Below are 6,322 nucleotides of genomic sequence, written 5' to 3'. Positions count from 1 at the left end.
GTGATTCGATTTCCGAGGCAAGCCAATCGGCAAGCGTCTGCTGCTTCTGGCCCGCAGCCTGTGTCGCTTGCGCGGAATTCGGATGCATCTGCAACAGATGCTCGATCGCAGCGCGGGCGGCCGACTGTCCGCCTTCATTGAGCCAAAGCCCAGGCACCATGGCGGAGAAATAAGGTCCCCAAACGCCAGGGACGAAGGATGGGTCCGGTGTGGTCGACATGGTGCAGGCGGACGTTCCGAATACATAGGCCATGCGCGTGAGCACCGTACCCGCCGCTCCGCGCGCCCCCACCGTACCAACCCCGCCGGCATGTGCATCGATGAGGCCGGCGGCGACCGGCGTACCCGTCGCGAGTCCGAGATCGGCCGCGGCCTTCGCCGTCAGGCCCGCTGCCAGCCTGGTCCCGCCGGGCACGATCTCGGTGCCGATCCTGCGGAACTGCTCATCCGGCAGCACGCCGAGGCCAATCCTGCGGAAGAATTGATCGTCCCAGCGGTCTTCGTGGCCCAGATAGGTCCACTTGCACGTCACGGTACAACTGGAGCGGGACAAACTCCCTGTTGCACGCCAAGTGAGAAAATCAGTCAAGTCCATAAACTGCCACGCATGGGAGAACGTCTCGGGCATGTTTTCGGCGAGCCACAACAGTTTCGGCGTCTCCATCTCGGGAGAGATCGTTCCGCCGACATAGTCGAGAACTTTCTCGCCCGACTGGTTGATACGGCGCGCCTGATCCGCAGCGCGGTGATCCATCCATACAACGACGTTGCGAGCAGGATCGCCGGACGGCCCGACGGGCAGCGGCACACCCGCCTCGCCAAGCACCACCAGCGAGCAGGTCGCGTCAAAGCCGATGCCAGCGATACTGTCCGCCGCGATACCCGCCTGCACCACCGCGCTACGCACGCTGCGGCATACGGCACGCCAGATATCCTCGCTCGACTGCTCGACCACGTCGCCAGCCTCCCGCCAAAGTGCAACAGGGGCGCTGTCACTCGCCAGGAGCCTGCCGGAGCGGTCGAAGAGTCCGGCCCGTGCGCTGCCGATGCCGACATCGATGCCAAGGAAATGGCGGTTATCGGGTTGCTTGTTCATCTCAGGATCGCCGATCGGAAGATGTTACAGATCGTTGCTCTGCGGCAGAATGACGAGGTCGCGGATGGTGACGTTTCTCGGGCGCGTCAACATGAAGAGCACTGCCTGCGCGACTTCCACGGGCTGCATCAAGCCACCGGCCGCCATTTCCTCCTCGATCTTCTCTTTGGGCCAATCCTTGATGAGCGCGGTCACGACTGGACCGGGCGCAACGGCGCCGACGCGCAAACCGTGTTTCGCGACCTGCCGGCGCAGAGTATGCACAAAAGCCTGCACGGCGTGCTTGGACGCGGTATAGATCGGTTCCCAGACGACAGGCACGAGACCTGCGATCGAACTGGTGACGATGATGTCGCCGCTCTTGCGCTCAACCATGTGCGGCAGCACCGCATGGATCGACCGGAACAGCGCATTGACGTTCAAATTGAGCATGCGGTCCCACGCGTCGGGATCGCCGCCAAGCACCTCGCCGCCGACATAGGCACCAGCATTCGCATGGAAGATGTCCAGTTGACCCGCTTTCTCCAGCACCTGCGGCATCATCTCTTCCATGCTCAGGGGATCGGTGAGGTCGATACGTAAAGGAATCGCCTGATCGCCCAGCGCAACGCAGGCGCTGCTCAGCGCCTCCTCCGCCCGATCGATCAGCACTACCCGCGCGCCGGCCCCGATCAATGTTCTAGCGCATTCGAGACCGATGCCCGATGCGGCGCCGGTGATCGCCGCGACTTTTTCTGCAAGTTCCTGGGCCAAGGCTTGTCCTTTTCCTATGAGAGTTGTTCAAGCTCGGCCGTGGGAAAGGCGCGAGCGCCGTGCCAGCGAATCGACGATGACTGCAATGGCAAGGACTGCGCCCGTAATCATGTACCGCAGCGACGAGGAGAGATCGAGCAGCGTGAGGCCGCTCGCGATGGACTGGATGACGATGACGCCGAGGAGCGCGGAATAGGCGCTCCCGCGGCCGCCAAACAGGCTCGTGCCACCGATGACCGCGGCGGCGATCGCGTTGAGGTTCACATCCCCGGTCCCGGCCTGCTGGCTGGAAGATGCCAGCCGCGCTGCGGCCAGAATGCCGCCGGCAGCGGCCAGCGTGGAGCACAACATGAATGCGGTCGAATAGACCCGGCGAACGTTGATGCCAGCCCGACGGGCCGCCTCGCGATTGCCGCCGACGGCAGACATCGAGCGGCCCCATTTGGTTCTCGTCAATGCGTAATTCATGATCACGCACAAGCCGACGAACAGACCAAACATCCAGGGAATGCCGCGCCCGAGATTGAGATAATAGACAACGAATTCGAGCACGATGGTGACCAGCAGCGCCTTCAGCACCATGCGGCCAAGCGAACTGGCCGATAGCCCCGCCGCCCGCCGGCGCGCGGCCGTTCGGTAGCCGGTCACGAACATAACCACGCTCGCGACCGCCGCCAGCACGTAGGATACGATCGACGGCATGACGAGCATCTGTCCGAAATTGACCAGCGTCGATCCATACGGAAGGTTGATCGAGCCGGAGGAGCCGAGCAGATACAGCTGCAGGCCGAGCCACGTCAGCAGGCCGGCCAGCGTCGAGACGAAGCTCGGCATACCCAGACGATTGAACAAAAATGCATAGAGCGCGCCGATGGCAGCGCCCAGCACCAACGCCGTGACGATCGCCACGGCGACCGGCCAATCCTGAGCGACCCAAAGCACGCCGACGAGCGCCGAAGAGAACCCGCTCACCGATCCGACCGACAGATCGATCTCGCCGACCATCAGGATACAGACGATGCCCAGCGAGATCACACCCACTGTCGCGCAATCGAAAAGCAAATTGACCAGATTGTTCGGCGCGAGAAAAACAGGGTTGAGAGTCTCGAACGCCGCGCAGATGACGATGAGCCCGACGACCACCGGCAGCGCTCCGAGATCACCCGACCGCACACGGTCCACAAAGGCGCCGATCATGTTTCCAAGCGTGTCCGCGTGCTTGACTCGTTCGTCACTGCGGTCGAGCAACCGCGCCGTCGAAACCGGTTGCGTGTCGTCGGTCATCGCCCAAGCTCCGGCGACTGAGGGGCGCGGCGCCGCCTGGCGCGGCGCGAGACAGAATTTTCGTCCGCTCCGGTAATCGCCGTAACGAGATCCTGATTGGACACGTCGGGATCGAACTCGCCGTTGTTGCGACCGAGGCGCAGCACCACGATCCGATCGGCAACCGCGCGGACGTCCTCCATGTTGTGACTGATCATGATGACGCCGAGACCGCGTGCGCGAACGCGTTCGACGAGGTCTAGCACCTCAGCGGTTTGGGCAACGCCGAGCGCCGCAGTCGGCTCGTCGAGCAGAATGAGTTTCGGCTCAGTCAGCAGCGAGCGCGCGATCGCCACGGTCTGGCGCTGTCCGCCGGAGAGCGACGCCACGGGCTCTCGCACGCTCGGGATCCGCGCTGACAGCTCGTTGAGCAAGGTCCAGGCGCGAAGCTCCATGGAGACCTCGTCGAGCCGCAGCGGGTTGAGCTCGCGGCCGAGGAAGATGTTTGCGACCACGTCGAGATTCTCGCAGAGGGCCAAATCCTGGAAAACGGTGGCGATGCCGAGGCCGAGTGCCATGGATGGGTCGGACAGGACAACATGTTCACCGCCGAACGTGATCGTTCCGGAGGTGGGTTGGTGCACGCCGGCAAGGATCTTCACCAGCGTGGATTTTCCTGCACCGTTATCACCCACAAGTGCCACGACTTCGCCGGCATGCACATCGAGATCAACATCGGTCAGGGCGGACACGGCGCCGAAATGCTTGGAAATTCCGCGAAGACTCAAGACCGGCTTGCGCGGTCCGCCCTGCGCGTCATCGGCATCCGAGATCGTGGTCATGTCCCAATTCGCCCTCTCATCCTTCGTCCCGGCCGCCGGAAGCGGCCGGGACCGACGTCGTCACTGCGTGATGCCAAGCTTCTTGCAACCCGCGGCATATCGGCCCGTGCAGAGCTGATCGGCCGTCTGGATGTTCTTATCGATAATCTCCGCCTTCAGGTTCTCCTGAGTGACGACGGCCGGCACGAACAACTTCGATGGCGCATTGAATAGCGTAGCTTCCGCCTTGGGCATCTCTCCGGAGAGGAATTTCACCGCCGCTTGCGCCGCAGCAGCTGCCACGATCTCACTGGGTTTGGAGATCGTGTTGTACTGATCGCCTGCGATGACGAGCTGAAGCGCGGCAATCGTCGCATCGTTGCCCGTCACCGGCGGCACCGGCTCGATACCTGCGGCCTTGAAGGCGGCAATTGCGCCACCGCCCGTGCCGTCATTGGCAGCTACGACGCCGAGGATCTTCTTGCCGAAGCGGGTGATCTGGCCACTCGCCCATTGCTGCGCCTTCGGCGGCGCCCAGTCCGGCGTGTCGTATTCGGCCAGAATTGGATAGCCGCTCTTATCAAGCCCCTCGTGGATCCCCTTCTTGATGAGTCCCGCAGCGGCATCGGTCGGCGATCCATTGATTTCGAGTACGCCTTCGCCCTCCTTCGCCGTCGCGTTGGCGGCCTTAAGATGCTTGACGAGCGATTCGGAGATAGCCTTGCCGATGGCTTGATTGTCGAAGGACACGTAAAAATCGACCTTGGCGTCGGGGACCGGCCGGTCATAGGCAATGACCTTGATGCCTTGCGATTGTGCCATCTTGACCAGGGATGCCGCGGCAGTGGAGTCGACGGGGTCGAGCACGATTACCTTGGCGCCCTGCGAAATCACCGAGTTGAATTGCTGTTGCTGCCGCGCGGCATCCGCGCTGGCGTTCTGGTAGATCACCTTGCAACTGTCGCACAGCTTCTTCATCTCTGCGACGAAGCCCGGATAATCATGTTGTTCATAGCGGGTGGAGGCCTGGTCCGGCATCAGGAAGGCGACGGTCGCGTTCTTCACCTCTGCGGCCCGCGAAGAAATGGCTGTTGTGCCGAGCAGCGAGAGGGCTATGCCAATTGTGCCCGCATATTTAGCAGAGAACTTTCTCATTTCAGATTTCCTTTCCAGACTGGGTGTCAGGGTGTCGTCGTTGATAGTCAGGCCCTCGCTGCTTCCGTTTCCGACGGCACGATGAGCGCCGGTGCTCGGAGCCGCGCAGAATTCTGGTCGAACGATTGCTGTCGCGGACCGCCGTCGGCGTGTCCGCGTCATTCTTCCGTAACGATCCTCCTTCTTTGCTCCTATGCGGCTAGGCCGCGTGCGCCGCATCGATGTTGTGCGCCAACAATCGTCTGAAGCGCGAAGGGGGCATGCCTTTCTCGGCCAGAAACTGCCGGTTAAAATTGGAGAGATTGTTGAAGCCGACCTCGAAGCAGATGTCGGTGATGGAAGCCTGCTCGTCGCTCATCAATATCTGACACGCGAGATTGATACGCAGCCGCTTGACATATTGCACCAATGACATGCCCGTGTGCCGGCGGAACGAGCGCGAAAATGCACTTTGCGATTGACCGGCGATCGCAGCGAGCTTCGCTTCGCCGAAAGGTTGCGTCAGATTCTTCCGGATGAATGCGAGTGCCTTGTTCATTCCCGCCGACATGTAGCCGGACGGATCGGGCAGATAGTTTGGGCTGGACAGCGGACGCGCCTGTCGGGCGGCGCGACAGAGTATCCCCAAGATCATCAAGAACAGCTCGATCCGGCGCACGCCGTTCGCCGTGACGATCTCCTCCATGAGTGGGACGAGCGCATCGCTCGTGCTGCGGGTGAACAGCGCACCACGCCGGGAAAAATCCAGCAGTGCGGCAAGGCCCGAAAGCTCAGGCATGACCTTCATCAGGTCGCCGATGAATTCTTCGCTGAATTGAAGGATGCGTCCGCGTAGCGGGATGGCGCACTCTGCCGGCAGATCGCTCACCCAATTGTGCGGCAAATTGGGGCCGGTGAGCACGAGATTACCTGGTTCGAAGTCGCCGATGAAGTCACCGACGAAATACCGTCCGCTGGTGGCCACGACCTGATGGAGCTCGTACTCGGGATGGAAATGCCAGCGGACGGTGTGGAATGGGTAGCCGTGCGACCACGCCTTGAATGACTCGCCGCGCCGTATCTGGACAACTTCCAGGTCCGGTTCCATGTCCGCTCCCTTCAGGCCGGTGCGGCTTGTAATGATCCGCCTCCGCTCCCTTATCGGCTGATTGGTTCAGCGCTTCCTCTCGCTGGCAGAGTAGCGACCAGTACCTAGGCACGCCACCACCATTTCAGATGTGAACTGATACTTTTT

General features: G+C 61.9%; 6 protein-coding genes. All 6 read right to left on the bottom strand.

Annotated elements, in window-relative coordinates:
- On the bottom strand, nucleotides 1-1,096 hold a 1,096-nt coding region (locus tag IVB32_RS36905), incomplete at its 3' end, for an FGGY family pentulose kinase (protein ID WP_247412991.1).
- A 24-nt stretch (nucleotides 1,097-1,120) separates the two neighbouring features.
- Entirely contained in the window at nucleotides 1,121-1,849 is a 729-nt protein-coding gene (locus IVB32_RS36900) for an SDR family oxidoreductase (protein WP_085350868.1), read from the bottom strand.
- Nucleotides 1,850-1,876: 27 nt separating this feature from the next.
- Complete coding sequence (locus tag IVB32_RS36895; RefSeq protein WP_247299691.1) at nucleotides 1,877-3,133, bottom strand: sugar ABC transporter permease; 1,257 nt, start codon at nucleotides 3,131-3,133, stop codon at nucleotides 1,877-1,879.
- The gene (locus tag IVB32_RS36890; RefSeq protein ID WP_085350866.1) at nucleotides 3,130-3,954 is read right to left on the bottom strand and encodes an ATP-binding cassette domain-containing protein; all 825 of its coding nucleotides are present in this window, start codon (nucleotides 3,952-3,954) and stop codon (nucleotides 3,130-3,132) included. The genes IVB32_RS36895 and IVB32_RS36890 overlap by 4 nt, the downstream gene beginning before the upstream one ends.
- 60 nt (nucleotides 3,955-4,014) lie before the next feature.
- Nucleotides 4,015-5,088 (bottom strand): sugar ABC transporter substrate-binding protein, encoded by a 1,074-nt coding sequence (locus tag IVB32_RS36885; RefSeq protein WP_247367221.1) that lies wholly within the window; start codon nucleotides 5,086-5,088, stop codon nucleotides 4,015-4,017.
- A gap of 199 nt (nucleotides 5,089-5,287) precedes the next feature.
- Nucleotides 5,288-6,175 carry an AraC family transcriptional regulator gene (locus tag IVB32_RS36880; protein ID WP_247366753.1) on the bottom strand — a complete coding sequence of 296 codons (888 nt, stop codon included), beginning with the start codon at nucleotides 6,173-6,175 and terminating at the stop codon, nucleotides 5,288-5,290.
- Nucleotides 6,176-6,322 lie beyond the last annotated feature (147 nt).

Source organism: Bradyrhizobium sp. 23, from assembly GCF_023073295.1.
Classification (GTDB): Bacteria; Pseudomonadota; Alphaproteobacteria; order Rhizobiales; family Xanthobacteraceae; genus Bradyrhizobium; species Bradyrhizobium canariense_D.
Note: the sequence above shows the minus strand (reverse complement) of the source record. Positions and strands in the feature narration are given on the sequence as shown.